The organism is Mycobacterium sp. NPDC004974 (assembly GCF_053600815.1).
The window spans coordinates 196,379-222,182 of the sequence record NZ_JBSGAQ010000009.1; the positions used below are offsets into that span (position 1 = coordinate 196,379).

At 68.0% G+C, this 25,804-nt stretch carries 25 protein-coding genes; 16 read left to right on the top strand and 9 right to left on the bottom strand.

What is annotated here, in order from left to right:
• Positions 1–2 precede the first annotated feature (2 nt).
• From ACWEFV_RS20910 to ACWEFV_RS20925, 4 genes are all read right to left on the bottom strand, one after another.
• Positions 3–1,223, bottom strand: coding sequence for a Dyp-type peroxidase (locus tag ACWEFV_RS20910; protein ID WP_450071553.1), 1,221 nt, complete (start codon positions 1,221–1,223; stop codon positions 3–5).
• Positions 1,216–1,719: a copper chaperone PCu(A)C gene (locus ACWEFV_RS20915; RefSeq protein WP_450071554.1), complete on the bottom strand. Its 504-nt coding sequence runs from the start codon at positions 1,717–1,719 to the stop codon at positions 1,216–1,218. Before ACWEFV_RS20915 ends, ACWEFV_RS20910 begins: the two co-directional genes overlap by 8 nt.
• A complete protein-coding gene (locus ACWEFV_RS20920) occupies positions 1,712–3,112 on the bottom strand; it encodes a PepSY-associated TM helix domain-containing protein (RefSeq protein ID WP_450071555.1) in 1,401 nt (466 codons plus the stop codon). Before ACWEFV_RS20920 ends, ACWEFV_RS20915 begins: the two co-directional genes overlap by 8 nt.
• Positions 3,113–3,220: 108 nt before the next feature.
• Positions 3,221–3,763: a hypothetical protein gene (locus ACWEFV_RS20925; protein WP_450071556.1), complete on the bottom strand. Its 543-nt coding sequence runs from the start codon at positions 3,761–3,763 to the stop codon at positions 3,221–3,223.
• A 62-nt stretch (positions 3,764–3,825) separates the two neighbouring features.
• Between ACWEFV_RS20925 and ACWEFV_RS20930 the strand changes: the two genes are divergently transcribed.
• The 5 genes from ACWEFV_RS20930 to lipE are packed head-to-tail and all read left to right on the top strand — an operon-like array spanning position 3,826 to position 7,293.
• Entirely contained in the window at positions 3,826–4,488 is a 663-nt protein-coding gene (locus ACWEFV_RS20930) for a class I SAM-dependent methyltransferase (RefSeq protein ID WP_450071557.1), read from the top strand.
• A 33-nt stretch (positions 4,489–4,521) separates the two neighbouring features.
• On the top strand, positions 4,522–4,875 hold the full coding sequence (locus ACWEFV_RS20935) for an ArsR/SmtB family transcription factor (protein WP_135459562.1): 354 nt from the start codon (positions 4,522–4,524) through the stop codon (positions 4,873–4,875).
• Positions 4,872–5,510, top strand: a complete 639-nt coding sequence (locus ACWEFV_RS20940) for an SRPBCC family protein (protein ID WP_450071558.1) — start codon at positions 4,872–4,874, stop codon at positions 5,508–5,510. Before ACWEFV_RS20935 ends, ACWEFV_RS20940 begins: the two co-directional genes overlap by 4 nt.
• A gap of 56 nt (positions 5,511–5,566) precedes the next feature.
• Complete coding sequence (locus ACWEFV_RS20945) at positions 5,567–6,052, top strand: peroxynitrite isomerase (protein ID WP_135459564.1); 486 nt, start codon at positions 5,567–5,569, stop codon at positions 6,050–6,052.
• Positions 6,049–7,293 (top strand): lipase LipE, encoded by a 1,245-nt coding sequence (gene lipE, locus ACWEFV_RS20950; RefSeq protein ID WP_135459565.1) that lies wholly within the window; start codon positions 6,049–6,051, stop codon positions 7,291–7,293. The genes ACWEFV_RS20945 and lipE overlap by 4 nt, the downstream gene beginning before the upstream one ends.
• Before the next feature lie 15 nt (positions 7,294–7,308).
• On the opposite strand, the gene ACWEFV_RS20955 is transcribed toward lipE, so the two are convergent.
• Positions 7,309–7,749: a PPOX class F420-dependent oxidoreductase gene (locus ACWEFV_RS20955; protein WP_135459566.1), complete on the bottom strand. Its 441-nt coding sequence runs from the start codon at positions 7,747–7,749 to the stop codon at positions 7,309–7,311.
• Positions 7,750–7,798: 49 nt separating this feature from the next.
• On the opposite strand from ACWEFV_RS20955, the gene ACWEFV_RS20960 reads away from it, so the two are divergent.
• Entirely contained in the window at positions 7,799–9,346 is a 1,548-nt protein-coding gene (locus tag ACWEFV_RS20960; RefSeq protein WP_450071559.1) for an acyl-CoA carboxylase subunit beta, read from the top strand.
• Positions 9,347–9,349: 3 nt separating this feature from the next.
• On the opposite strand, the gene ACWEFV_RS20965 is transcribed toward ACWEFV_RS20960, so the two are convergent.
• Complete coding sequence (locus tag ACWEFV_RS20965) at positions 9,350–9,835, bottom strand: N-acetyltransferase family protein (protein ID WP_450071560.1); 486 nt, start codon at positions 9,833–9,835, stop codon at positions 9,350–9,352.
• Between the two features lie 57 nt (positions 9,836–9,892).
• Here ACWEFV_RS20965 and ACWEFV_RS20970 point away from each other — a divergent pair, with 57 nt between their 5' ends.
• The 3 genes from ACWEFV_RS20970 (at position 9,893) to ACWEFV_RS20980 (ending at position 13,015) form a co-directional block, all read left to right on the top strand.
• The gene (locus ACWEFV_RS20970; RefSeq protein ID WP_450071561.1) at positions 9,893–10,330 is read left to right on the top strand and encodes a DUF4383 domain-containing protein; all 438 of its coding nucleotides are present in this window, start codon (positions 9,893–9,895) and stop codon (positions 10,328–10,330) included.
• Between the two features lie 271 nt (positions 10,331–10,601).
• On the top strand, positions 10,602–11,000 hold the full coding sequence (locus tag ACWEFV_RS20975) for a heme-binding protein (protein ID WP_450071562.1): 399 nt from the start codon (positions 10,602–10,604) through the stop codon (positions 10,998–11,000).
• Positions 11,001–11,065: 65 nt separating this feature from the next.
• Positions 11,066–13,015 carry a CocE/NonD family hydrolase gene (locus tag ACWEFV_RS20980; RefSeq protein WP_450071563.1) on the top strand — a complete coding sequence of 650 codons (1,950 nt, stop codon included), beginning with the start codon at positions 11,066–11,068 and terminating at the stop codon, positions 13,013–13,015.
• Here the strand turns inward: ACWEFV_RS20980 and ACWEFV_RS20985 are convergent.
• On the bottom strand, positions 12,984–13,577 hold the full coding sequence (locus ACWEFV_RS20985) for a class I SAM-dependent methyltransferase (RefSeq protein WP_450071564.1): 594 nt from the start codon (positions 13,575–13,577) through the stop codon (positions 12,984–12,986). The two genes, ACWEFV_RS20980 and ACWEFV_RS20985, sit on opposite strands and share 32 nt — an antisense overlap.
• A gap of 74 nt (positions 13,578–13,651) precedes the next feature.
• Between ACWEFV_RS20985 and ACWEFV_RS20990 the strand changes: the two genes are divergently transcribed.
• The 3 genes from ACWEFV_RS20990 to ACWEFV_RS21000 all read left to right on the top strand — a co-directional run bounded on the left by ACWEFV_RS20990 (position 13,652) and on the right by ACWEFV_RS21000 (position 16,410).
• Positions 13,652–14,521, top strand: a complete 870-nt coding sequence (locus tag ACWEFV_RS20990; protein ID WP_450071565.1) for a helix-turn-helix domain-containing protein — start codon at positions 13,652–13,654, stop codon at positions 14,519–14,521.
• An 89-nt stretch (positions 14,522–14,610) separates the two neighbouring features.
• On the top strand, positions 14,611–15,852 hold the full coding sequence (locus tag ACWEFV_RS20995) for an esterase family protein (RefSeq protein ID WP_450071596.1): 1,242 nt from the start codon (positions 14,611–14,613) through the stop codon (positions 15,850–15,852).
• 144 nt (positions 15,853–15,996) lie between these two features.
• Complete coding sequence (locus ACWEFV_RS21000; protein ID WP_135459571.1) at positions 15,997–16,410, top strand: cupin domain-containing protein; 414 nt, start codon at positions 15,997–15,999, stop codon at positions 16,408–16,410.
• Here the strand turns inward: ACWEFV_RS21000 and ACWEFV_RS21005 are convergent.
• Positions 16,386–17,522, bottom strand: coding sequence for an FAD-dependent oxidoreductase (locus ACWEFV_RS21005; RefSeq protein WP_167858040.1), 1,137 nt, complete (start codon positions 17,520–17,522; stop codon positions 16,386–16,388). The two genes, ACWEFV_RS21000 and ACWEFV_RS21005, sit on opposite strands and share 25 nt — an antisense overlap.
• Before the next feature lie 59 nt (positions 17,523–17,581).
• Between ACWEFV_RS21005 and ACWEFV_RS21010 the strand changes: the two genes are divergently transcribed.
• Genes ACWEFV_RS21010 through ACWEFV_RS21025 form a run of 4 tightly spaced genes read left to right on the top strand, consistent with a single transcriptional unit; the run spans position 17,582 to position 21,751 of the window.
• Positions 17,582–18,784 carry an acyl-CoA dehydrogenase family protein gene (locus tag ACWEFV_RS21010; protein ID WP_135459573.1) on the top strand — a complete coding sequence of 401 codons (1,203 nt, stop codon included), beginning with the start codon at positions 17,582–17,584 and terminating at the stop codon, positions 18,782–18,784.
• Positions 18,777–19,952 carry an acyl-CoA dehydrogenase family protein gene (locus tag ACWEFV_RS21015; RefSeq protein WP_450071566.1) on the top strand — a complete coding sequence of 392 codons (1,176 nt, stop codon included), beginning with the start codon at positions 18,777–18,779 and terminating at the stop codon, positions 19,950–19,952. Before ACWEFV_RS21010 ends, ACWEFV_RS21015 begins: the two co-directional genes overlap by 8 nt.
• A gap of 48 nt (positions 19,953–20,000) precedes the next feature.
• Complete coding sequence (locus ACWEFV_RS21020) at positions 20,001–20,849, top strand: alpha/beta fold hydrolase (RefSeq protein ID WP_450071567.1); 849 nt, start codon at positions 20,001–20,003, stop codon at positions 20,847–20,849.
• The gene (locus ACWEFV_RS21025) at positions 20,846–21,751 is read left to right on the top strand and encodes a fumarylacetoacetate hydrolase family protein (protein ID WP_450071568.1); all 906 of its coding nucleotides are present in this window, start codon (positions 20,846–20,848) and stop codon (positions 21,749–21,751) included. Before ACWEFV_RS21020 ends, ACWEFV_RS21025 begins: the two co-directional genes overlap by 4 nt.
• 68 nt (positions 21,752–21,819) lie before the next feature.
• On the opposite strand, the gene hrpA is transcribed toward ACWEFV_RS21025, so the two are convergent.
• Positions 21,820–25,713, bottom strand: a complete 3,894-nt coding sequence (hrpA, locus tag ACWEFV_RS21030) for an ATP-dependent RNA helicase HrpA (protein ID WP_450071569.1) — start codon at positions 25,711–25,713, stop codon at positions 21,820–21,822.
• Positions 25,714–25,804 lie beyond the last annotated feature (91 nt).

Sequence of the window (25,804 nt, forward strand, 5' to 3'; positions counted from 1 at the left end):
GCTCAGCCCACCAGCTCCTGCGCCAGGTAGTCGTCGGGTGCCCGCACCCCGCCGGGCACCACGAACACCGACGAGCCGATCGCGGTGGTCCACTGGTTGAGCGCATCGAACCGGGCAAGGCGCCGCTGAACCGGGAGGAACTGTTCGTCGATGTCGCGCTGGAACGTCGCAAAGATCAACCCGGTGTTCGACGTCTGGCCGGGCTCTGGCGGATCGTCGTAGTTGTAGGGCCTGCGCAGGAATCGTTCGGTGGTGCCGCGATGGTGCGCCAGCGCAACGTGGGAGTTCTGCGGAATCACCGGAATTCCATTGTGCATCAACGCAAAATCCGGTTCGTCCGTCTCACGGGTGCCGGTCAGTGGAGCCCCGGAATCCAACGTGCGGCCGACGGTGAACTCCTTGCTCTCGCGGTCCAGTTCATCCCAGGTGTCCAGGTGCATGGCGATGCGCCGGATGACCATCAACGTGCCACCGACCAGCCCCGGGTGGACCGGACCGGACATCCAGACCAGGTCGTCGAAGTCGGCCGCCGTGAGGTTCGCGGTGCCGTCCACCTGTCCCATCAGGTTGCGCATGGTGGTGCCGGTCGCGTCGGCGCCGCGGGCGTTGCGGAACCCGGCCTGCCGCCAGCGCGGGGTCGCCATCGACCGGATGTTCTTGGTCAGCACCCGGTTTGCGTGGGCCACCGTCACCGGATCGTCGGCACAGATCTGCAGCAACAGATCACCGCCGGACCACCTGTCTTCGAGCCGGTCCACGTCGAAGACCGGCAGCTCACGGGCCGAGGCGGGCCGGGGTCCCGCCGGACCGATCCGGTCGAACAGCCCGATTCCCAGGCCGACCGTGATGGTCAATCTGGCTGGTCGGGTGGCGAGTTCGGGTTCCGTATCGGCCAGCGCAGGCGCACCGCGGGTCAACCGCGCCGCGTCGGCCGTCCACAGCCGCAGGATTGCGGCGACAGTCTCCCGCTCGGTGCGCCCGGTCTCGGCCTTTCCGCGATGGTTCAGATCGAAGGCCACGAACAGCCCGTGTGACTGCGGCGCGGTCGCGATCCCACCCTGGTGCGGTCCGTAGAAGGGTTCCACGTCGACACCGAAACCCTTTTGCACGGTGGCGGAATGGGCCGCGCCGGATTGGTTCAGCACCGCACCGGCGGCCAGCGCGGCGGCGCCGCCGGTGAGGAGGCGCCGCCGGTTGACCGACAGGCGGGACGGATCAGCCATGCCCGTGCGGCGACGGCGGCTGATAGTTCTCGTTGGCGCCGGCAAAGTCCCGCACCTGGGCTGTGACCGGGAGTGAGGAACCGTCCTCGAACACCAAGGACACCGGAACATCGGCACCGGGCTGCAGTGGCGCCTTGAGGTCCATCAACATCAGGTGGTCCCCACCGGGGGTCAGCTCATGGGTACCGCCGGCCGCAATGGCGAACCCACCTTCCTTGGGCCGCATGGTTTTCGACCCGCCTGCGCCGACGACCTCGTGCAGTTCCACCATTCCGGCGGCGGGCGAGATCGCCGAGACGATGCGCACATCGTGGTGCCCGGCATTGGTGAGGGTGCCGAAGACGGCGGTCATCCCCGCGTCGGCCGCACTGGCCCACTGCTCGCTCACCTGGACCGTCTCGGCCATCGTCTCGTCGTGACGACTCTGTGTGCAGGCGCCCAGTCCTACCGCCAAGGCCAATGCGGCCCCCGTCAGAACAGCTGCAACCTTAGACATTTGATCTTTCCTTCCACCACGCCACAGCCACATCGACCAGCAGAAAAGCCACCAGACTCAACCCGAACAGCGGGAGGGACCACCCGATGACGGCGGCGACGGCGACGACCGCCACGCTGCCCCAGGGCGGCAGATCACGCAGCGCCCCGCGCAGCGGGGCCCGGCCCACGGCCCAGTCCGAACCGCGCGTGGGTCTGCGCTGCCACCACATTCGGTAGCCGCGCACGATGACGGTGATCAGGCCAACCATGGTGAGCGCCAACACGATCTGGTTGGCGATTCCGAACAACAGGCCCATATGGGCATCGATCGTCCAGTCCGTGAGCTTGGCCAGCAAGGGCCACTGCGCGAAGTTCACTCGATCGGTCACAGCCCCGGTATCGGGATCGACCGCGACCGCGTCAGCACGGGTTGGCCAATCACGTTTACGCTCAGCAACTTTCCAGGCCTGACCGGCCTCGGCCGGCGGGTGCATCCACATCGGGCCGCGCAGCCCGGCCTGCTCTGCGCTCCGCAGCACGGTGTCGGCACCGCGCAGCTCGGACTGGCCACCCTGCTGTCCGTGGTGTGCCGCGGCAGCGGCCGGGGCCCCGGACAACGAGGTGTCCACGGCAGGCGCCGTGGTGTTCAGCCGGGCCTGGATGCTGTTGACCGTCTCGCCCGCATAACGGGACCAGGTAATGCCCGTCACCGACAGCGCGAGCAGGACCGCCACCGTCCACACGCCGACCGCACCGTGCCAGGACAGCGTGCGTCGACGGCCCGAGGCGGTCCGGTCGGGCAGGATCAGGTCGCGCATCGCGCGGTTCTCCCGGCGGCGCATGATCCACAGGGCGAGCCCGGCCAGGGCGATCACCCACATCCAGCTGGCAGCCAGCTCGCTGTAGTTGCGGCCGAATGCGCCGAGGTGCAGGTTGCGGTGCAGCTCGTCGAACCAGGCCCGCATCGGCATCCACTGCCCGTAGGTGGTGAGCGCCCCGCGCACCTCACCCGTGTAAGGGTCGACGAACACCGTGCGCGAGTAGTCCGGCGGAACGTCCTTGAATTCCGGACCCACCAGCAGGCTGATCTGGGTGGTCTCGTCAGGGGCCGCCGGCGGGCGGATGCTCTCCACCGTGCCTTCGGGATGGGCGAGCCGCGCCGCGGCCAATTGGTCGGCCAGCGGCAGCCGCTCGGTCCCAACCTGCGCGACCGTCAGCTCGTGCCGGTAGACGAACGTGTCGATCTGCGGGATCAGCGCGTAGAGCAGGCCGGTGACGGCTGCGATCAGGATGAACGGACCGACGAACACGCCGGCGTAGAAGTGCAGCCGCACCAGAAGGGGACGGATGGAGCGGGTTTTGACGGGAGGAGGGGATTCCTCGCGTAGTTGATCGTCGGGGGTGGTGGTCATGAAAACGCCTTCGCGGAAAAGAACTTGAGAGAACCAGAAAGGTGCGCGCGGGCGCACAAACGGGTAACAGCCCGTCGGTCCGACGGGCTCAGAAGAAAGTAGTGGGCGTCAGAAGCCCATACCGGACACCGCCGGCGGCGCCCGCATTCCCAGACCGGCGCGGAGCAGAACAGGCCGCGCCACAACCACATTCGAAGGCCACCAGAGCGCACGGTCCAACGGGCGGAGCCGGGCGGCGGCGAAGATCCGCAACCAGCAAAGCACCGAGACGCACACCACGAACAGGTACTCGGCCATACCGATCACCACGCCGAGACCCACCGCCGCGGCGACATGCATACCCAGCATGGGTGCGGTCAGAAGTGATGCCGCGTGATGATGCCCGCCGGACATCGCCAGTGCGAAGTGACCGACGAGCTGACCAGCGCCCAGCCCGGCGACCAACACACCCGTCCGGGCCGAGCGCGTCTGCGGGTTCAGCCCGCCCACGGCGGCTCCGAGCGCCGCGCACAGCAGCAACAGAACGATCAGCGGGCTACTCGTCGGAGCCATGCCGCCGGCCGCGGTGTGCGCGACCGTTGCGGTGAGTGCCGAGCACGCGCCGACCAAACCCCCGCGCAGGCGCGCGGCGTGCTTGGCTGACGTGCTCACCTGCGGAACCTTACCGTGCGGCCTGAGCTGGGCTTCCGGCGTCCGGACCTAGAGTTGGCGCCGTGGATGGCCGGGCATATGAGCAGTACGACCTGATCGCGAACGAGTACACCCGGGCCTTCGCCGGCGAGTTCGATGACCGTCCGTTCGATCGCGCGGTATTACGGTCCTTCGCCGACCATGTGGTGCGGTCCGGTGGCAGCACGGTGCTGGACGTGGGGTGTGGGCCCGGTGAGGCCGCCGCCGAACTTGCTTCCTGCGGACTGCGCGCCGAGGGCATCGACGGCTCCCCGGCGATGGTTTCCCTCGCCACTCAGCAGTGGCCGCAGGTGCGGTTTCAGACCGCGGACATGTTCGACCTCCCGTATGAGGCGGGAGCGTTCGACGCGGTGTGCGCCTGGTACTCGATCATCCACACGCCCGCCGAGGCACTGTCCGAGCTGTTCACCCGATTCCGCCGGGTCCTGACCGATCCGGGGTGGCTGCTACTGGGTTTCCAGACCGACGGTGAGACCGCGGTCTACGACCATGCCTTCGGCCGGGATGTGGCGCTGACGTTCCTGCGACACGACATCCCCGTGGTGTGCGACGCCCTGGAGGCGTCCGGATTCACCGTGTACGCGACAACCAAACGGGCGCGTCAGGTCCAGCTCGATGAACCCACCGCGCAGGCGATGGTCATCGCGCACACACGCAGGCTCGCGGTTCCGAATAATCAGTCTTGACTTATATAAGTACAGACTTTTACTCTGGAGCACGTGCACGCCTTCGACATCCTCGGAGATCCGGTGCGCAGGCGGATCCTCGAGCTCATCCAGGCGGGTGAGATGTCATCCGGCGCCATCACCGAGGTGATCCGAGCCGAGTTCGCGATCACCCAGCCTGCGGTTTCACAACACCTCAAGGTGTTGCGGGACAACGGTTTCGCCAGTGTGCGGGCAGAAGGCACCCGTCGTCTGTACAGCGTCGACACCGCACCACTGCGCGAGGTCGACCAGTGGCTCGAGCGGTTCCGGCACAACTGGACACCGCACCTGGATGCCCTGGCGACCGAGATCGCGCGCGGCAAACGTGAACGAAGAAGAACCACGAACAAGGAGGCTTCCCAGTGATCGACGTCCAATACCAGCTCAACGCCGTCCGCCGCAGTGTGGGGCGCAAGACGTTCGAAGCCCGCGAGGCGCGCGTCGTGAGCGTCAGCCAGACCTACGACACCGATGCCGCTGACCTGTGGGACGCCTGCACCAGCATCGAGCGGATCCCCCGCTGGTTCCTGCCCGTCACCGGCGACCTGCAGCTGGGTGGCCGATTCCAGCTGGAAGGTAACGCGTCCGGCGAGGTGCTGAGCTGCGATCCGCCGCGCACGTTCACGACCACGTGGGAGGCCATGGGGGCGACGAGCTGGGTCGAGGTCACCATCACTCCCGCGGGCGAGGATCGGGCCACCTTCACGCTGGACCACATCATGCACTCCGGCGACGACGATGAGTTCTGGCTGCAGTTCGGGCCGGGAGCGGTCGGAGTCGGTTGGGATTCCGCACTTCTCGGCCTGGCCGGATACCTCAGTGCAGGCGGCCGCATCACGCCGGAGGAGGGTGCGGCCTGGGCGGCCGGCGAGGAGGGCCGCGGCTTCATGACCTCGGCCAGTGAACTCTGGTACCAGGCGGACCTGGCGGCCGGCGAGGATCCGGCACAGGCCCGCGCCGCGGCGGACCGCACCGCTGAGGCCTACACCGCAGCAGGCTGACCTGGGCCGACGCCACGCGATGGGGTGCGGCCCCACCATCGCCGTACCCTGTCGTTGTGCCTGACCTCCACCCGAACCTGACCGTGCTGGCTCCACTGCTCGGCACCTGGGCCGGTCCCGGCGCCGGGGAGTATCCGACGATCGAGTCGTTCGAGTACCTCGAAGAGATCACCTTCGGCCACGTCGGCAAACCGTTCCTCACCTACAGCCAGCGCACCAAGGCCCAAGATGACGGCCGGCCGTTGCACGCCGAGACCGGCTACCTCCGGGTCCCGGCACCCGGCCGGGTGGAATGGGTGCTGGCGCATCCGACCGGCATCACCGAGATCCAGGAGGGCACGGTGCGTGTCGTCGACGGGCGCATCGAGATGGAGCTGGCCGCGACCACCATCGGGCTGACCGCATCGGCCAAAAACGTTGCGGCACTGTCGCGTTCCGTCCAGGTCATCGGCGACCAACTGACGTACAGCCTGCAGATGGGCGCTGTCGGACAGCCGCTGCAACACCACCTTTCCGCGACCCTGACCAGGAAGAGCGAATGAGCCAACAAGCACCGACCGGCAAGATCGCCCTCCCCTCCGACCTGGACGCCGTCACCGACATCGGCGCAGAGGACCATTCGGAGATCGACCCGAAGGCCGTGGAACGGATCTGGGAATCAGTCCGGTACTGGTACGGATCGGGCCTGCACCCGGCGATCCAGGTGTGCTTGCGGCGCAACGGAAAAACCGTGTTGAACCGCGCAATCGGCCACGGCTGGGGCAACGGCCCCACAGACGCCCCGGACGCCGAGAAGATTCCGGTCACCACCCGGACTCCGTTCTGCGTCTACTCGGCGGCCAAGGCGATCAGCACGACCGTGGTGCACATGCTCGTCGAGCAGGGGCACTTCTCCCTCGACGACCGGGTCTGCGACTACCTGCCCAACTACACCAGCCACGGCAAGGACCGCACCACGATCCGGCACGTGATCACCCACAGCGCCGGCGTGCCGATCCATACCGGACCGCGTCCCGACGTCACCCGCGTGGACGACAGCGAGTACACCCGTGAGCAGCTGGCCCTGCTCAAACCGGTGTACCGGCCCGGGCTCGTGCACATCTATCACGGGCTGACCTGGGGTCCGCTGGTCCGCGAGATCGTCTCGGCGGCGACCGGCCGCAACATCCGCGACATCCTGGCCGACGAGATTCTCAACCCGCTGGGATTCCGGTGGACCAATTACGGCGTTGCCGCAGAAGAGGTTCCGATGGTGGCGCCAAGCCACGTCACCGGCAAGCCGTTGCCCGCGCCGATCGCCGCGGCGTTCCGGGCCGCCGTGGGCGGGACACTGGACCGCATCATCCCGCTCAGCAACACCCCGTTGTTCCTCACCAGTGTCATCCCGTCGTCGACCACCGTCTCCAACGCCGACGAACTGTCGCGGTTCGCCGAAATCCTGCGCCGTGGAGGCGAACTCGACGGGGTGCGGATCATGAAGCCGGAGACTTTGCAGGCCGCGACGACGCCGTGCCGGCGCATGCGCCCGGATGTGGCGACCGGCCTCAAGCCGATGCGCTGGGGCACGGGCTACATGCTCGGCGGGAAACGCTTCGGGCCGTTCGGCCGCCACACCCCGTCGGCGTTCGGGCACACCGGATTGGTCGACATCGCGGTGTGGGCCGACCCGCAACGCAGCCTGTCGGCGGCGATCGTCAGTAGCGGCAAACCCGGGGCGCACTGGGAGGCGAACCGCTATCCCGCTGTGCTGGATCGGATCTCGGCCGAGATCCCGGTCGGCTGAGACTCGTGCGCTGAATCAGCGCAGCTTCTCCCCGTACACCCGATCGACGGTCAGCCTCATCAGCACCCGTCGATCGGAGACCATCACCGACCGGTATTCATCCCAGTCGGGGTGCTCCCCGGCGGCGCTGCGGTAGTAGTCGACCAGCGCCTCGACCTCCGGGCCGTGCGGATCGGTGCCCGGGCCGGTCAATGTCACCGGCCCTTCCGCGGTGGCCCAGGCCCAGCCGTCTGCACTGGTCACCTCCAGCGCGGCACGTGGGTCGCGACGAAGGTTGACCGTCTTGGCACGCCCCTCGGTCATCGACACGTAGATGACGCCGGCGGCCCGGTCGTAGAACGGTGTCACCGGTGACAGTTGCGGGACACCGGAGGCCTTGATGGTGGCCAACACGCCCAACCGGGCCTCGGCCAGTAGATCGTGCGGATCGAACGGGTTAGATGAGGTGGCGGTCACATGTGTGCGCAACCTCCGACCGCACGCCCGCTATTCCAGGAGCCTGCCGATGCCTGACGAACCGCTCCGCGACGATCTCGCCGAACTGCTGCGCCGAAGGGCGTTGACGCAGGACGCAGGCCGGCCCGACGCCGTCTCCCGCCGGCACGCGACCGGGGGCCGGACCGCCCGGGAGAACATCGCCGACCTGGTCGATGACGGGTCCTTCGTCGAATACGGAAGGTTCACGATCGCAGCCCAGCGGCAGCGTCGCACCCTCGACGACCTCATCGAACGCACGCCCGCAGACGGTCTGCTGGCCGGAACCGCTCGCATCGGCGGCGCGGCATGTGCGGTGCTGTCCTACGACTACACCGTGCTGGCCGGCACCCAGGGCGCTCTGGGCCACCGCAAGAAGGACCGGCTGTTCGAGATCATCGAGCGGCTGAAGCTGCCGACGGTGTTCTTCGCCGAAGGGGGCGGCGGACGACCCGGTGACACCGACATTCCGACGGTCTCGTCCCTGGAGATCCGGGCATTCGCGTTGTGGGCGGGGCTTTCTGGCGTGGTACCGCGCATCGCCGTGGTCAAGGGCAGGTGTTTCGCCGGCAATGCGGTGATCGCCGGTGCGGCCGACCTGATCGTCGCCACGCAGGACAGCTCCATCGGGATGGGTGGGCCCGCGATGATCGCCGGCGGCGGCCTCGGGGATGTCGCGCCTGACGACGTCGGCCCGATCTCGGTGCAGGCGGCCAACGGCGTCGTCGACGTCGTGGTGGCGGACGAGGCGGAGGCGGTCGCGACCACCAGGACCTTGATGGGGTACTTCACCGGGACGACCGAACCTGGTCCGGTTGCCGACCAAACCGACCTGCGCACAATGGTTCCCGAACGCGCCCGGCGCGCCTACCCGGTCGCACCGATCATCGAGTCACTGGCCGACGCCGGCTCGGTCACCGTGCTGCGGGAGAAGTTCGCCCCGGAAATGGTGACGGCCCTGGCGCGCATCGACGGTAGGCCGGTGGGCGTCATCGCCAACAACACCATGGTGATGGCCGGCGCCATCACGGCCGCAGCCTCCGACAAGGCCGCCCGGTTCCTGCAGCTGTGCAACGCATTCGGCCTGCCGGTCGTCTCGCTGGTGGACTGCCCCGGCTACATGGTCGGCCCGGCTGCCGAGGCCGAAGCCCTGGTGCGGCGCGGCTCGCGGCTGCTGGTCGCCGGTGCCGCGCTGACGGTGCCCCTGGTCGCAGTGATCTTGCGCCGCGGTTACGGCCTTGGGGCACAGGCGATGTGCGGAGGCAGCCTTCATGAGCCGCTGCTCACGGTGGCCTGGCCGGGTGCACATCTGGGTCCGATGGGCCTGGAGGGAGCCGTCCGCCTGGGCCTGCGCAAGGAGCTCGAGGCCATCGCCGACGACGACGAGCGCGAGCAGGCCGTGCGGGCCGCCACCGCGGCGGCCGAGGAGAACGCGCGGGCGCTCAACTCCGCCTCACTGTTCGAGATCGACGACGTCATCGACCCGGCCGAAACGCGTGGGCTGATCGCCGCCACGCTGGCCGCGGCCGCTGAGCACGAACGACCCGCGCCCCGTGCGCGGTTCATCGACACCTGGTGACGTTCACAGCTCCAGGTACATGATGTGCAGCCCGACGAGGCCCTGGGTCCGCGACCGGTAGGCCTTCGGGACGGTACCGATGATCCGGAAGCCCAGGTCCTGCCAGAGCGCCACCGCCCGCGCGTTCGTCTCCACCACCGCGTTGAACTGGATTGCCCGGTAACCGTTTTCGCGGTGCCAGTCGATCACCCACCGGCCCATGGCCCGCCCGATACCGCGCGCGGACGAGGCCGGATCGACCATGAAACTCGCGGTGCCGACATGGTCACCGCGGCCGGGTTTGTTCGGCCCCATCCGCGCGGTGCCGACGATGGCTCCGTCGACCACCGCGACGATAGTCTGACCGGGTTCAGGAGCCAGCCAGAGCTCGTGGATCTGCCGGTCGGTCAAGTCATCGGGGTACGTGTAGCTTTCGCCGTCGGCGACGATCGCGCGGAAAAACGGTGCTATCTCGGCGATGTCATCAACCGTGGCGGTGCGGATTTCCACGCCCCGACCATACGACCACCCGTTGACTACACGCTGTAGTAGACGTAACGTCCGGGCATGCGGCGGTGGAGTTTCGCTCAATGGGGACTGCTGGTCATCTCGCTGTTCCATGTGGTGCAGGCAATCATCGGTTTCATTGCCGAGCCGAGTTTCGCCATCGGCCCGGATGCACCGACCACACCGATTCTCGGGATGGACTACAACGGCTGGCATGCAGTGGCCGGCCTGGCATTGTTCGGCCCCGGCCTGCTGTTGTGCTGGCGAAAATCCTGGGCCGTGCTGTATCTCCTGCTGGCAGCGGTGGCCGGAGCGCTGCCGGGAATCTGGGCGTTTTTCTCCAACCAGGTGGCCTACATATTCGCCTTCCCCAACAACATCACCGACGCCGTCGTGCACATGGCAACCGCCGCGCTCATGCTGGCCGTGGCTGGCGTGCAGATCTACCGGGATGGCGGGCTACCCAACTCGTTGTCCGGGCTAACCCTGAAGCGGTGACCAGATCCGTTAGCTGAACCGCCTCCGGATAACAATTCGGTCACTACGCCCGGCGCCGGAGATCACGATCAATTAAGAATGGCTACCGGTCTCTGAGACATTTCAAGATCATTGGCCGCAATTCGTCGGCATTGAGGCGCAATTCACGGTGGCAGTAGTAACACCACCACACCCGCCACAGCTGTTTCACATCGCAGATGTTTTGCTCGGCCGCGTCGCGGTTACCTTCGAATTCGGGTCGGGGACAGCAGAATCCCGAAGGAAAATGATCATGAAATTCACTGATATCACCGCTCGCCGTGGAATTGCCGGCGCATGTGCCGCCGGCCTGCTCGGCGGGATGGCCGCAGCGATGATCGGCGCACCGACGGCGTCCGCCGCACCCGACTGCAGCGCCAGTGGCGTGGCCGGAACCGTCAGCAGCACCACCGGCGCCGCGCGCGCCTATCTGGACAGCCACCCGGGCGCCAACCAGGCCGTGACCACCGCGTTCACCCAGCCGCGTCCGCAGGCCGCGGCCACCCTGCGCGGTTACTTCACCGCCAACCCGCAGGAGTACTACGACCTGCGCGGCATCCTGGCACCCATCGGTGACACGCAGCGCGCGTGCAACGTGACAGCACTGTCACCCGAGCTGGCCTCGGCCTACTCGGACTTCATGGCCGGGTAGTCCGTCGGTGTCGGCTCGCAGCCTGTCATTACGGTGGAGCCAGGCCGACACGTCAAGGAGGACGGATGGCGAACCAGTGGCAGACGGTCCGAGGTAACCGCGGCACCAAGGTGGCCGGACAATCGGCGGCACGCGCTCGCAAACGCAACCCGTCACCGCTGGAACCGGCCTGGACGGCCCCGCCGGCCCGCTACGGCGTCGGAGTCCACCACAACGTGGCGATCCGCGCCTCCGACGGCACGGTGCTGCGTGCCGACATCCACTATCCGACGGTCCCCGAGACCGGCGCGCCGGCAGTGGGACCGTTCCCGGTGCTGCTGTCCATCACGCCCTACGGCAAGAAGGCCCCGCCGCCGGCCGCCCAGATCGGCGGCGGGGCCACCCCGTACCTGATCCGGCGCGGCTACATCGAGGTGATGGCCGACGTGCGGGGCACCGGAGCCTCGGGCGGATCGTTCGAGATGCTGGGCGCCGTCCAGGTCCAGGACGGTGTCGATCTGGTCAATTGGGCTGCGCGGCTGCCGAATTCCAACGGTCGGGTCGGAATGTTCGGAATCTCCTACCTGGCCATCAACCAGCTTCTCACCGCCGCCGCGGTCGGCCCCGACTCACCGCTGAAGGCGATCTTCCCGGTGATGGCCGCCAACGATTTCTACCGCGACGTGGTCACCATGGGCGGGGTACCGCACATGCGCACGGTGCGGGCCTACGGCGCTGTCTACTCACTGCTCAACGTGGTCAACCCGGCGCTGGAGTTCGCCAAGCGCGGCGCTCACGAGCGGCCCCGGGTCGGTGGCCTGGCCGCGGTCCGCCAGCGCGGGCGCGACCAGCGCCAGTACTTCCGCACCATGATCGGCGACGCCACAGCCGGCGGGGACACCGCCTTCGACGGTCCGTTCTGGGACACCATGCGGGCCTCGGACGTACTGCCCGACATCGCCGAGAACAAGGTCGCGGTCTTCCTGGTCGGAGGCTGGCACGACGCCTTCCAGCGCGGCGCCCCGCTCAACTACGCCGCGCTGCAGAACGCCTACACGGGCCGGCCGACCAACGCTCCGATGGAGCCCGGGCAGCCGCTCACGGACCGGGTGCAGTTGATCATGGGGCCCTGGTATCACGTCTCTGATCTGGACGGTCTGCATCTGCATGCGCTGCAGCTGCGCTGGTTCGACCGCTGGCTCAAGGACGACGCCGATGCCGCGGTCACAGGTTCGCCGATCCGCTTCCAGGCCATCGGCAGCAAAGCATGGTTCCAGGCCCAGGACTATCCGTTCCCCGAGGCCACGCCGACGCGGCTGTATCTGGCCGAGGGCGGGCACCTCGCCGCCGAACCCGCCGCCGAGCAGACCGAGGCCATCCTGCGCTACGCGGTGCGTGGTCCGATATCCGGTCGCAGCCTGGAGCAGTGGACCCTGGGGATGGGCAGCTTCATGGCCGCCCAGGCGGGTCGGCGCATCCGCTACGACCTGGACAACCGCCGGCTTCAGCGAGAGGCCCTGACCTACACCACGGCCGAGTTCACCGAGGCCCAACTGATCGCCGGCCCAGTCGTTTTGACCGTGCAGGCGACGGCCGACAGCACCGAGACGCTGTGGGTGGCCCATCTCGACGACGTCGCCCCGGACGGCGCCAGCCGACCGCTGACCCAGGGCGCGTTGCTCGGATCGCACCGGGCGCTGGATCCGGAGAAGACGTGGCACCTGCCGGACGGGACCGTGCTGCGACCGCACCACATCAGTACCCGCACCGCCGTCACGCCGGTCGTGCCCGGTGAGCTGACCCGGTACGACCTGGAGATCTTCCCCACCGCGGCACTGGTCGAACCGGGCCATCGCCTACGGCTGACCCTGACCACCTACGACTTCCCCCACCTGGTGCCCACTCACCCGGCCCGGCAGGCGCTGGCCGGCGGCACCTACCGGATCCGTCAGGGCGGCGACGCGCCGTCGAGCCTGCTCATCCCGTTGGCCGACCCCGCAGCATTCACGCCGGACGAGTCGCGCGGAGATACGTAAGGGTTCCGGCCAGCCGGATGTGCCCGGATCCCACTACCGAGCAATCGAATCCGGCGTCCTCGAACAGCCGCGGGAGGGCGTCGCCGTGCACATCGACGACGTCCAACCTGCCGCCAGGGCGCAAGACCCGGAACAGCTCGCGGGCGGCGGCCATCTTGGTCGCCTCGTCGAGATGGTGCAGCATCATCGACGACAGCGCCCGGTCGAACTCGCCGTCGTCGAACGGCAGTTCCTGGGCGTAGGCCCGCGTGAATCCGATACCGGTCATTCCCTTGGCCTTTCGCTCTGCCCGCCGCAGCGCCCGCGGGTCAGGGTCGGTCCCGACGATATCGGCGCCGGGACATGCCTTCTTGGCGCGGACGGTGAGGTTGCCGGTTCCACAACCTATTTCGATGACCCGCTGGCCGCCGGAGAGTCCGGCCTGAGCAACCAGGTCACGGTATGCGGGGTTCATCCCCAAGACCCGCGTCAGGAGGTCGTAACCGGGCAGGAACGCATCATGGCCGGCCGCAGGCAGGTAGTCATGCCGATTCTTCAGAAGATGTGGACGATGTTCGGTCATGCATTCCATGATCCATTTGGCAGCACCTAGGGAGTTGGGCGAAAATTGGCTGTATCAGGATTATCTTTGGCGTCATGGCCGATGTGTCTCGATTGGTCCGCCACCGCGACGGCGTCCCGGTGTACCGGTACTGGGCGGACGGCGATGCGCCGCCGGTGTCGGTGACCCGGGGCCGGCGCGCAGATCTCCCCGAACACCGTCCGCACATTCACGACTTCCCGGTGCTCTGGTACGTGCCGGCCGATGGGGTCGTCTACGTGGTGGCAGCAGGCGAGGTGATCGACCCACGACCGCTGACCGCCGACTCCGACGGGATCGGCGTGTACTTCGACCCCACCGCGCTGGGGTACGACGCCGGCTCGCCATGGCCCACCTGGCAGGCCCACCCCCTGCTGTTCCCGTTCATCCACGGGAACTCCCGTGGATTACTGCAGTTGCACGTGCCCGCCGATCGACAGCCTTTCTGGGACAGCGCGATCCGATCGATCGAGGCGGAGCTGACCGGTCGGCGCGAGGGTTATCGTCAAGCCGCGCTGGCCCATCTGACCCTGGTGCTCATCGATCTGGCCCGTCTCGCCGACGATGTGGTCAGCGACTTGCGACGCAGTGGCGAGCCGTTGCTGGCCGAGGTGTTCTCGTCGATCGACCGCAGGTTGTCCGAGCCGCTGTCGTTGCGCGACGTCGCCAGCGAGGTCGGAATGACGGCGGGTCACCTCACCACGTTGGTCCGGCGGCGGACCGGACGCACGGTCGGCGAGTGGATCAACGAGCGCAGGATGAGTCGAGCCCGTCAACTACTCGGCGATACGGACCTGCCCGTGGCCGAGGTCGCCGCCCGGGTGGGGATGGCCGACCCTGGCTATTTCAGCCGTCAGTTCCGGCGGACACACGGCCTGTCACCGCGCGAGTGGCGCCGGTCCGGCATCGGAACCGAATCACCTTGATAACGGAGGGGTTACGCCAGGCGCGGCCCCGGTAGGCCCAGCTCAGGCGTTGTTAGCGTGCCGGTGTGAGACTGAGAATGTTCGGTCGGATGTCGCGCCGCGTGGCGGCTACGACGATTGCAGGGTTGATGTTGCCGGCGCTGGTGATGGCCGGGCCGGCACCGACCGCTGCGGCATATTCGCGCGACGGCCTGCCGGTGGAACGCCTTCAGGTCCCGTCAGCAGCCATGGGCCGCGATATCACCGTGCAGTTCCAGGGCGGTGGTCCGCAGGCGTTGTACCTGCTCGACGGGTTGCGCGCCCAGGACGACAACAACGGTTGGGATATCAACACCGCCGCGTTCGAGTGGTTCTACAAGTCGGGCATCTCGGTCGTCATGCCCGTCGGCGGACAGTCCAGCTTCTACGCCGACTGGTACCGCCCCGCGGCCGGCAGTGCCGGCACCACCACCTACAAGTGGGAAACCTTCCTCACCCAGGAACTCCCGGCCTACCTGGCCGCCAAACGCGACGTCGCGCCAACCGGCAATGCCGTTGTCGGGCTGTCGATGTCCGGTGGGGCCGCCCTCAACCTGGCGATCTGGCATCCCGCCCAGTTCATCTTCGCGGGCGCCTTGTCCGGCTTCCTGAATCCGTCACAAGGCCTGTGGCCCACCATGATCGGCTTCGCGATGAAGGACGCCGGCGGCTACAACCCCACCGACATGTGGGGTATCTCCAACGATCCGGCCTGGCGCCGCAACGACCCAACGGTCAACATCAACCGGCTGGTGGCCAACAACACCGCGATCTGGGTGTACTGCGGCAACGGCGTTCCCTCCGAACTCGACGACCCCGGCGGCAATTTCGGCACGCTGTACAGCGCGCAGTTCCTGGAAAACATCACGATCAACTCCAACAAGGAGTTCCAGCAGAAGTATGTGGCTGCCGGCGGGCGGAATGCGAAGTTCGACTTCCCGCCGAACGGCACCCACAACTGGAACTACTGGGGATCGCAATTGCAGCAGATGAAGCCCGACATGCTGCGGGTGCTCAGTCAGAACGCGGCAGCAGCCGCTGCTCCGCCGCCACCAGCGGCTCCGGTTGTGCCCGGCCAGGTGCCCGGTGTCGCGGCAGCGCCCGCAATGCCGGCCGTGCCCGGCCAGGTCCCCGGCGTCGCAGCAGCTCCCGCAGCTCCAGCGGTGCCCGGGATGACCGGACTACCGGGTACGGCCGGCGTTCCGGGAGTGGCCGCAGTGCCGCGGGTGGCCGGGGTGCCAGGCGTCGCCGCGGCGCCGGTCGCACCCGTGGCACCTGGCCTGCAGACAGTGCCCGTGGCGCTGCCGCGCTAACGAGCCGCGTACGTAGCGCCATGGCGGAAAATCGGCCGAATTCCCGCCATGGCGCTACAAACGCGAGGGGTTATCACCAATACAGATGACTGTCATCGAAAAGCATCGTTGGACTCGATGAGCTGAGCCGGGTGTCATGGAGCCATGACACGCACACGTCTCGCTCTGGCCGCGTTCGCCTTAACCGCCGCGACCGGCGGCCTGGTCACCGCCCCGGCCGCGCTCGCCGACGACCCGACCGCGGGAGTATCGCGCACCGAGCTCCAGCGTTCCGCCGCTCCCACGCCGGGATTCGAGATCATCCAGACCAGGTTCGAGATCCCGGTCGGCAAGGAGTCCGGCCGTCACAGTCATCCGGGGCCGGAAGTGGGCTACATCGTCCAGGGAGACGTGGACATGGTCTTCGACGATCGGCCCACCCAGCACCTGCATTCGGGCGACCCGTTCCTCATCCCGGCCGGCGTCGTTCACAACGCGCACAACGTCGGCACGGTGAGGACGCTGATGCTGTCCACCTACGTGGTGCCCGTCGATCAACCGTTGGTGACCGTGTACTGATCGTCGGACCGCACACCACGGTAGATGCCGCGGCGGACGATCCACGGCTGCAGCACCCGTTCGATCGACCAGGACGGGAATCGGAAGGCAAACCCGTTGGGTGCGAACACTTCCAGCCCGTCCGGCAGCACACCCAGTACCGACCCCCAGCGGCTGGCCGGCGGACGGTAGCCGCGCATGCGGCCGCCGGTGAAATAGGCGGCCACGTTTCGGGCCAGCAGTCCGTCGGCCCGGTTGCGGGCCGAGGAGCGCAGCGGGTCGGTGGCCGCGACATCGCCGACGGCGAACACGCCGTCGTGCCCCGGCACCCGCAGTTCCGGCGTCACCCGCACGAACCCGCGCTCATCGAGGATGTCCGCGGGCAGCCAGGCCGTGTTCGGCCGCACCCGGCCGATGGCCCACAACACGGCATCTGCCTGCACCGGCGCCTGGCCGCCGCTGAAGTGAACGGGTTCGGAGGTGATGGCCGCGCAGTCGAAACCCTCGGGCACCACTGCTCGATGTCCGGGATGCAAGGTCACCCCAGCCGCGGTCAGCCGGCTTTCGACCCGTTGCCGGGACCGCCAATGATGCTGCGGCAGAGGGTGTTCACCCGGGTAGTACAGCCCCACCCGGATGTCCGGCCACCGGAGAGCGATATTGGCCGCACTGCTGGCCGCCGCCGCGCCACCCCCGATGACGGCAACCGAACGTGCCGAACCCACCCGCTCGTGGGCGGTCCGCAGCCCGGCATCGACCTCCCCCGCCGACTGCAGAACGGCTTGCCGCCAGAAGCCGTTGGTGACACCGGTGGAGATGACCAGCGCGTCATAGGGTTCCACCCGCTCGTTCCCGTCGGCCTCACGCACGCTGACCGTGCGTGCGGACAGGTCGGCCCCGGTGAGCGTGCCGTGCACGGTGCGGACCCGGTCGAGTTCGCGGAACCGGTCGAAGCCGATCCAGTAATCGCGCGCCCAATCGTCGGGCCGCGCCAGCCGCGTGCCGAGCTCCTGGCCACTGACCAGGCCGGGTTTCACCGAGATGCCGACGACGTCGAACCGACGCGCCAACCGGATCGCGGTGAGCACCCCGGAGTCACCGAGCCCGGCGATCACCACGCGCTTACGGTCCACGAACCGTGACGCTACCGCCCGCCCGCGAGCCACTGAATGCCTTTCCCTATCGTGGCTGGATGAGCAGCGTCGCTGATGCGGACCGGGTCGCCGACCTCGCCCGCCGGGTCGTGGCCGACCACGACCCCAAGAAAGTCCCGATCCCCGAGTACCTGGCCGCCTGTTACGACGCGGGACTGTCCTGGGTGCACTTCCCGGAGGGCCTCGGCGGTCTCGGGGTATCCCGCGGTCTGCAGGCCGTGGCCGACCGCATCCTGCAGGGCGCCGGCGGGCCCATACCGCTGAGCCTCAACCCCATGGGTTACGGCATGGCCGCACCGACGGTGCGTGAACACGCTCAGTCCGACGAACTCAAGCGTTCCTGGCTGCGGCCGCTCGCCAGCACCGAGCACATCTGGTGCCAGCTGTTCTCCGAGCCCGGCGCGGGATCGGATCTGGCCGGGCTCGCCACCTCCGCGGTGCGCGACGGCGACGAGTGGGTGCTGAACGGTCAGAAGGTGTGGACCAGTCTGGCGCACCGGGCCCGTTGGGGCCTGCTGCTGGCCCGCTCGAATCCCGATGTGCCCAAACACAAGGGCCTCACGTACTTCGTGCTGGACATGCACGGACCGGGCGTCGAGACCAGGCCGCTGCGGCAGATGACCGGCCAGGCCGAGTTCAACGAGGTGTACATCACCGATGCCCGTATCCCCGATGCGCATCGGCTCGGGGAGGTCGGCAACGGCTGGAACGTCGCGATGACGACGCTGATGAACGAGCGCAGCGCGCTCGGCGGCAGCGGCAACCGTCGCGGAGCCGGGACCATCTCGGATGCCGTGGCGCTGTGGGCATCACGGCCAGATCTGCGCACTCCGGTGCTGCGGGATCGGCTGACCCAGCTCTGGCTGCGCTCCGAGGCCCAGCGGCTGACCGCAGAACGTTCCCGCGCTGCCGCCACCGTCGGCGGGCCGGGTCCCGAAGGGTCGATCGGAAAGCTCGTCGGTGCCGAGCTCAATCAGCACATCTACCAATGGTGCATGGATCTGCTTGGGCCCGAAGGGATCCTGTACCACGGGTACGGGACGGGCGACCGCGACGACGACGAGAGCGGCAAGGACTGGCGCGGCCCGATCCAGCAGCGCTTCCTGCGCAGCAAGGCCAACACCATCGAAGGCGGCACGTCAGAGGTGATGCGCAACATTCTCGGCGAACGGATCCTCGGGCTGCCCGGCGATCTGCGGGCCGATGCCGGTATGCCGTGGAAGGAGATCCCGCGTGGCTGAGAACGTTGAGAACAGTGCTGAGTTCACGTTCACCGACGAGCAGGCCCAGCTGCGGACGGCGGTCCGCAAGTTCTGTGCCGAGAACTTCGACGAACAGACCGTGCGGACCCTGATGGAGTCCGAGCCCCGGTTCGATCCGTCGGTGTGGACGCGGTTGGGCACCGAGCTCGGTGTGCTCGGTCTGGCGGTTCCCGAGGCCGACGGCGGAGCCGGCGGCACGCTCGTCGACCAGGCCATCGCGGTCGAGGAACTCGGCGCGGCATTGGCGTGCGGTCCGGTGTTCGGCACCGTGTTGCTGTCGATCCCGGCGCTCGTCGCCTCCTCGGCCGGCCCGGTACGCGACGAACTGCTCGGCGCGCTCGCCGAAGCCACGCGCACCGCGGCGTTCGCGGTCCCGGATCAGGCGGGCGCATTCGATCCCACCGCGGTGAATGTCACTGCCGCCGAAGACGGAACGCTCACCGGCACCGTCGAGCGCGTCGTCGATGGCGACGCGGCCGACGTGCTGCTGGTGGCCGCCACGGGGCCCGACGGCGTGGCTCTGTACGCGGTCGACGCATCGGCCTCAGAAGTGCAACGCACCGCACTGGTCACGCTCGATCCCACCCGGCCGCAGGCCACGATCGTCTTGACCGCTGCCCCCGCGCAATTGGTGGCAGGCACCGGCGAGGCCGATCGCGTCATCACCCACGCATTCCAGGTGGCCTCGGCACTGCTGGCCGCCGAACAGATCGGCGCCGCACAGCATCTGCTGGACCTATCGGTGGAATACGCGAAATCCAGGCAGCAGTTCGGCAGGCAGATCGGCTCCTTCCAGGCCGTCAAGCACCGGCTGGCGGATTGCCTGGTGGATCTCGAGCACGCCCGCTCGGCGACCTATCACGCGGCGTGGGCACTGACCGACGGCACCGACGACCCGGCACTGGCGACCAGCATCGCGCAGGCCACCGCGTCGGCCGCGTTCGCCAAGATTGCCGCCGACACCATCCAGGTGCACGGCGGGATCGGATTCACCTGGGAACACCAGGCGCACCTGTACTTCAAGCGGGCCACCACCGACGCCGCGCTGTTGGGCAGTGCGGAGGCCCATCGGTCGCGGGTGGCCGAACTGGTGCTCGACGACGCAGAGGCCGAACGCGTGCCATGGGTGGCGACGGGTACGCAATGATCGGTTGAAAACGCGCGGCAAGCGTTACTCGACCGTAAAATCCCGCTGATGGACAGCGCTGCCGAACACCGCACGCTGGCTGTCGACGGGGTGCGGTCGCCGGTGCTTGTTGCCGGGCCATCAGGCCCGGACCGGCAACAAGCACCAGAAGCAGTGGTGTTCGTGCACGGCAACAACGCCGGGGCCAAGTGGGATCGATTGCTGGCGCCGGTCGCCGGTTTCGCGCGGGTGATCGCTCCGGAGATGCCGGGTTTCGGCGCGGCCGACAAGCCGGCCCAGTGGCCGTACACGGTGGCCGCCTATGCGGCCCACCTCGACGCGATCCTGGACCAACTCGGCGTCGAACGCGCGCACCTGGTCGCCCATGACTTCGGCGGGCCCTGGGCACTCGCGTGGGCCGTCGACCATCTCGACTCGGTCGCCAGCATCACGTTGATCAACGCCCCGGTGGTGATCAACCACTTCGCCGCCAAGCTGTGGCGCACCCCCGTGCTGGCCGAGGCACTGTCACGGATCGGCAACCCGGCTGTGCTGCGTCGCGTGCTCGCCATGCGAGATCCCGGCCTGCCGGCCGACGCACTGGAATCGATCGCCGAGCACATGTTCGCCCGGGGAACACCCGATGCGGTGTTGAAGCTGTACCGGTCCACCGGACCGAATGCCCTTGCGCCGTACCTCGATCGGCTCGCCGATTACGGAGGCGACGTCCTGGTGGTGTGGGGTGCCGATGACCACTACGTGCCATTCGCACAAACCGACGACTACCGCCGGATCTTCCGGAACTGCGAGGTGCAGCCGGTGCCCGGGACCGGCCATTGGCCCTGGCTCGAGCAACCCGACGTGGTGGCCGGGCACGTCACCGCGTTCCTGCGCAGGCAACTCGGACGCGCCCCGTGAAGCTGCGCCGCGTCCGCACGGCCACCGGACTCGGCGTGGAAGCGCTTGATTCCGAAGGCAATTGGGCTGCGTACCCCGATCTCACCCCGATCGGCGGCCGCGTTTTCGACGATGCCTGGCTTGCCGCATCGGCCGATCGCCAGCTGCAGCACAGCGACCATCTGCTGCCGTTCCAGCCGGTGTCCTTCCGCGACTTCATGCTGTACGAACAACACAACATCGACGCCGCGCGTGGGCTGATCCGGCGCTTCCATCCCGGCCTGTACCGGCTGACGTCGCTGTACGAACGCGTGACCGGCCGTCCGGTACCGCAGTTCAAACCCAAGCCGCTGTTCTACCAGCAGCCGATCTACTACATGTCCAACGCGCAGACCTTCGTCCCGACCGGCACCCCGGTTGCGATACCGGACTATTCGCAGGCGCTCGACTTCGAACTGGAGATCGGATTCGTCCTCGCCGCACCATTGTTCAACGCGACACCCGAGAAAGCGGCCGAGGCGATCGGCGCGTTCGTCGTGCTCAACGACTTCAGCGCGCGCGATGTGCAACGCCCCGAGATGCTCAGCGGTTTCGGACCGCAGAAGTCCAAGCACTTCGCCAGCTCGATGTCGGACACCGCGGTCACCGCCGATGAGATCCTGCCGCGGATCAATTCCCTCACCGGTTCCGTCGCGCTCAACGGGGCGGTGGTCAGCACTGTCAGCAGCGCGGGGATGCAACACAGCCTGGGCGAGGTGCTGGCACACGCGTCACGCAGCGAACCGCTCTATCCCGGCGAGCTTTTCGGCACCGGGACACTTCCCGGCGGAAGCGGCATGGAGACCGGGCACTGGCTACTTCCCGGCGACACCCTCACGCTGACCCTGGACGGCATCGGCCGCATCGAGCACACCATCGCCTGACTCCCGCCGAAACGGTATTCCAGCAGAGATAGTGCGAGAAGGCACCTGCTGGAATACCGTTTCGGCGGTTATCGGGTGACGGCGTCGATCGCCTTGTAGATGCGCTGCTCGCTGACCGGCCGCGGAGTGCCGAGCTGCTGGGCCCACAGGCTGACCCGCAGTTCCTCGATCTGCCACGCGATGTCTCGGATGTCGGCGGCCGCGGCGCGGCCCGGCGAAAGCGCCTGAACCAGTTCGTCGTAGGCGTCCTCGACGGCATGCACCCGTGACATCCGGTCCCGATCGGCGCCAACTCCCTGCGGCAACCGCTCCAACCGGCGGGCCATCGCGGTGACATATCGCGCCAGATCGTTCAGCCGCGCGATGCCGGTCACGGTGACAAATCGCTTGGGCAACAGTCGATCCAGTTGAGACCGGATATCCGCGACGGCATCGGCGTGGGCGGCTGACGGCTTGTCGGGCAGTGCGACCTGCACCTCATGCGCTGCGGCCAGCACCTTCTCGACCCGGCTCACCCCGGCTTGCGTGGTGGGGCCGAGTTCCTTGCCGGCCCGGGCCAGGACGCCGGCGAACTCGGCCTTCGTCCACACCGGCTTGGGAACCAACACATCCGCGGCCGCGTCGGCGCAATCATCGAGCAGCGCGGCCAGAGTGCCGTCGGGATTGGCGTTGAGCGCCAGTCGGGTCCGGGTGCTCAGGCCCCGCTCGATCGCCTTGACCGGTGACGGTACGGTCAGGCGCAACAGCCTGCGCAGTCCCGGCCGCATGGCTGCGGCCTGATCCGCCGGGTTGGCGAACACCTTGATGTCGACGGCCTTTCCGGTATCCACGAAGGCCGGGTATCCGCGGACGGTGTGCCCGCCGCTCACGTTTTCCACCGTGCGCGGCAGCTCGTCGAGATCCTCGGGCCAGGCCCGCAACCCGGCGCGTTCCAGGTCACCGCCCAGCGCGTCGGCCACGGCCTGGGCGACGGGGACGGCCAACTGCTCGCGCAGCGCGTCGATGTTCTTGCCGCGGGCCACCTCTTTGCCGTCGGCCGATTCCACGGCGAAGGTCATCCGCAGATGGTCCGGGATCTTGCTCAGGTCGAACGCGTCGATCGGTACCAGAATGCCGCTGCGCCTGCGCAGTTCGCGCTGGATCTCGTCCAGCAGTGACCCCGCGGAGGGATCGATGTCACCCAGGATGGCGCGCGCGGTGTCGGGAGCCGGGACGAAGTTGCGCCGCAGGTCCTTGGGCAGTGACTTGATCAGCGCGGTGACGAGTTCCTCCCGCAAAGCCGGTACCTGCCAGGCGAAGCCGTCACCGCCGAGCCGGGCTAGCACACCGACCGGCACGTGCACGGTGACGCCGTCGTCGGCGGCCCCGGGCTCGAACCGGTAGGTCAGCGGCAGTTCGAGATCGCCGGCCTGCCAGGTGTCGGGATTGTCCGCACCGTCCTCGGAACGCAGCAGGTCGTCGCGCGTGAAGGTGAGGAGGTCAGGTGTCTTGTGCCGCTGCTTCTTCCACCAGGCGTCGAAGTGGCGCGCGGAGACGACGTCGGCCGGGATGCGGGCGTCGTAGAGCGCGTAGATGTCGTCGTCGCCGACCAGAAGGTCGCGCCGCCGAGCCCGCTCCTCGATCTCCTCGAGTTCGGTGCGCAGCCGCGCGTTGTCGCGGAAGAAGTGGTGCCGGGTCTGCCAGTCGCCCTCGACCAGTGCATGCCGGATGAACAACTCGCGGCACAGCTCCGGGTCGATCTGCGTGTATCCGATTTTCCGGCGCGGAACCAGCGGCAGCCCGTAGAGCGTGACCCGCTCGAACGCCACCACCGCACCGCGCTTGGCCTCCCAGTGCGGTTCGCTGTAGTTGCGTTGCACCAGATGTCCGGCGACCCGCTCGATCGCCTCGGGTTCGGCCTTGGCCGCGACACGGCCGAACAGCCGGCTGGTCTCGACCAGGTCGGCCACCACGATCCAGCGCGGCGGCTTCTTCGTCAGCACCGAACCCGGCGCCAGCACGAACTTGGAGTTGCGCGCGCCGGCATAGTCGCGGGACTCCCCCTCCCGCAGCCCGACATGGGACAGCAGGCCCGCGGTCAGCGCGGCGTGGATGCTGGCCGGCTCGGCAGGCTCGTCACTCTCGCGGATCCCGATGTCGCGGGCGATGCTGCGCAGCTGCCCGGTCAGGTCCTGCCACTCCCGGATCCGCAGATAGTGCAGGAACTCCTCGCGGCACATCCGCCGGAAGGCATTGCCAGAAAGCTGGTTTCGCTGCTCCCGCAGGTAGTTCCACAGGTTGAGATACGAGATGAAGTCCGAATGCTCGTCGGCGAACCGCGCGTGCTTCTGGCGCGCCGCTTCCTCCCGGTCGGTCGGGCGCTCGCGCGGATCGGGGATCGACAACGCGGCCGCCAGCACCAGCACCTCACGCACGCAGCCCTCGGTGTCGGCCTGCAGGATCATCCGCCCGACCCGCGGATCGAGCGGCAGCCGAGCCAGGCGTCGTCCGACATCGGTCAGCGCGCCCGCCGCATCGAACGCGCCGAGTTCCTGCAGCAATTGCACGCCGTCGCGGATGCTGCGGGCATCCGGTGGATCCAAGAAGGGAAACTCCGCGATGTCGCCGAGCTGAAGGGCAGCCATCTGCAGGATGACCGCGGCCAGGTTGGTCCGCAGGATCTCCGGATCGGTGTACCGGGGCCGTGATTCGAAGTCCGCCTCCGAGTACAGCCGGATGCAGACGCCGGGCGCGGTACGTCCGGAGCGACCGGCCCGCTGGGCGGCCGAGGCCTGGGAGATCGGCTCGATCGGCAGCCGCTGCACCTTGGTGCGACGGCTGTAGCGGGAGATCCGCGCGGTGCCGGGGTCGACGACGTACCGGATGCCCGGCACGGTGAGCGACGTCTCGGCCACGTTGGTGGCCAGCACGATTCGCCGACCGGTGCGGCTGGGCTGGAACACCTTCTGCTGGTCGGCGGTGGGCAATCGGGCATACAGCGGCAGCACCTCGGTGTTGCGCAGGTCCTTCAATGCTTCTGCAGTGTCTCGGATTTCACGCTCACCCGAGAGGAACACCAGCACGTCGCCCGGAGGTTCGGACTCCAGCTCGCGGACCGCGTCGACGATGGCCTCGGTCGGATCGCGGAGTTCGGTCCGCACGATCTCGTGGTCGGGATCATCGGGATCATCGGCGTCGTCTGCGCCGCCGACGGTGACTTCCAGAGGCCGGTACCGGATCTCGACGGGATAGGTCCGCCCGGACACCTCGACGATCGGGGCACCGTTGAAGTGCGCCGCGAACCGCTCCGGCTCGATGGTGGCCGAGGTGACGATGACCTTGAGGTCGGGGCGGCGGGGCAACAGCTCACGCAGGTAGCCGAGTAGGAAGTCGATGTTGAGGCTGCGCTCGTGCGCCTCGTCGAGGATCAGCGTGTCGTAGCGCAGCAGCCGACGGTCTCTTTGAATCTCGGCGAGCAGAATGCCGTCGGTCATCAGCTTGATCAGGGTCGAATCGCTGGCCTGGTCGGTGAAGCGCACCGTGTAGCCGACGGCGTCGCCCAGCGGGGTGCCGAGTTCGTCGGCGATGCGCTGGGCCACCGTGCGCGCGGCGAGCCGGCGGGGCTGGGTGTGACCGATGGTGCCGCGGATGCCGCGACCGAGGTCGAGGCAGATCTTGGGCAGCTGCGTGGTCTTGCCCGAGCCTGTCGCGCCGGCGACCACCACCACCTGGTTCTCGCTGATGGCTTTGGCCAGCTCATCGCGATGCTGGCTGACCGGCAGGTCTGGGTACGTGATGGCCGGGACAGCGGCCCGGCGGGTGAGGACGCGGCCTTCCGCGGCCGCGATCTGTTCGGCGATCTTCTCGATCTTGGCCGGCTCCGCGTCACGCAGATTCCGCAGGCGGCGGCGCAACCGATCCGCATCGCGGATGGTCAAGTCGTCGAGGCGGGAGCGAAGCTCGGCGACTGACGGTTCGGACACTCGGTCAAGGATAGGTGCATGATCAAATGTGATGTAGCTCACATCACGCTCGGAGCTGGCAACCTCCGGTTCCGTAGCCGTAGGTTGCTGC